This window comes from Rhodococcus sp. CX, assembly GCF_015865005.1.
Classification (GTDB): domain Bacteria; phylum Actinomycetota; class Actinomycetes; order Mycobacteriales; family Mycobacteriaceae; genus Rhodococcus.
This window is the reverse complement of record NZ_JADZGH010000096.1, coordinates 9,660-10,764: the sequence shown is the minus strand read 5'-3', so window position 1 is coordinate 10,764 and position 1,105 is coordinate 9,660. Positions and strand designations below refer to the sequence as shown.

Annotated in this window: 2 protein-coding genes; both read left to right on the top strand. The window is 68.3% G+C overall.

Translation table 11 applies throughout. The features are described from left to right. Positions 1-166: 166 nt before the first annotated feature. Positions 167-883 carry a TetR/AcrR family transcriptional regulator gene (locus I0Q12_RS10325; protein ID WP_197251834.1) on the top strand — a complete coding sequence of 239 codons (717 nt, stop codon included), beginning with the start codon at positions 167-169 and terminating at the stop codon, positions 881-883. A 46-nt stretch (positions 884-929) separates the two neighbouring features. Next, a partial coding sequence (locus I0Q12_RS32580; protein WP_307846163.1) for a YqgE/AlgH family protein occupies positions 930-1,105 on the top strand: 176 nt, incomplete at its 3' end.

Genomic DNA, 1,105 nt, shown 5'->3' with positions numbered 1-1,105 from the left:
GGTCCGGCACCGCACACGACCTGGAGATTCGACATGGTGTTCTCCTCTGCATCGAAATGTGAGCACTGCTCTCGTTTGCATCGAGCATGCGCTTCCGAACGGCCACTGTCAAGAGCACTGATCACTTTTGTTGACAGTGCTCACTGATGAGGGCAGGCTCGACGGCATGGCAGCAACGACTCCCCGCGCCCGGGCCCGGGCGCAGACGATGGCCGACATCCTGCGCATCGGACGCGAACACCTCGCCGTGCACGGCGCCGCCGCGCTGTCTCTCCGTGCCGTCGCACGCGACCTCGGCGTGGTGTCGTCCGCCGTCTACCGCTACGTCGCCAACCGCGACGAACTGCTCACGCTGCTCGTCGTGGACGCCTACGAGGAACTCGGCAACGCCGTCGACAACGCCGTCGTGGTCGTCGACCCGCACGACGCGCCCGAACGCTTCCGCGCCCTCGCCCGCGCGGTCCGCCGGTGGGCGCTGCGCGAGCCCGCCCGCTACGCCCTGCTGTTCGGCAGTCCCGTGCCCGGTTACCGCGCGCCGGCCGAGCGCACCACCGAACCCGGCACCCGCGTCGTGACCCGGCTCGTCGAGATTCTCACCAGCGCGTACGCGGACGGCACGCTGCGACTGCCCGAGCCGGACGGGATTCCCGGCAGCCTGCACGCCGACCTCGACCGGATCCGCAGCGAAACGGGCACCGATCTGCCCGACGCGGCCCTGGCCCGCGGCATTCTGCTGTGGTCCTCGCTGTTCGGTGCGGTGAGTTTCGAGGTGTTCGGGCAATACGGCGAGAACACCTTCGCCGCCCCCGACGACCTCTTCGAGCACCATCTCACGGTCCTCGCCGAGACGGTCGGTCTCACGGCCGCACCGCCAAAATCGTGAGCGGGGCTTACGGGCGTCCGGGTGGCGACAGTGGGATGATGTCCGGGTGGCGCAACACCAGGACGAACCCGAGGACCGAACGGCAGCAACAACGCCGAACGTGCGGGCCGGGAGCCTGCTGGTGTCGGCCACCGACCTCGTCGAACCCACCTTCCGCCGCACCGTCGTCTACATCATCGAACACAACGAATCGGGCAGTTTCGGTGTCGTACTCAACCGCCT

Excerpts from the sequence above, each read along its gene's own strand:
- I0Q12_RS10325 (WP_197251834.1), top strand. The coding sequence starts at position 167 with ATGGCAGCAACGACTCCCCGCGCCCGGGCCCGGGCGCAGACGATGGCC.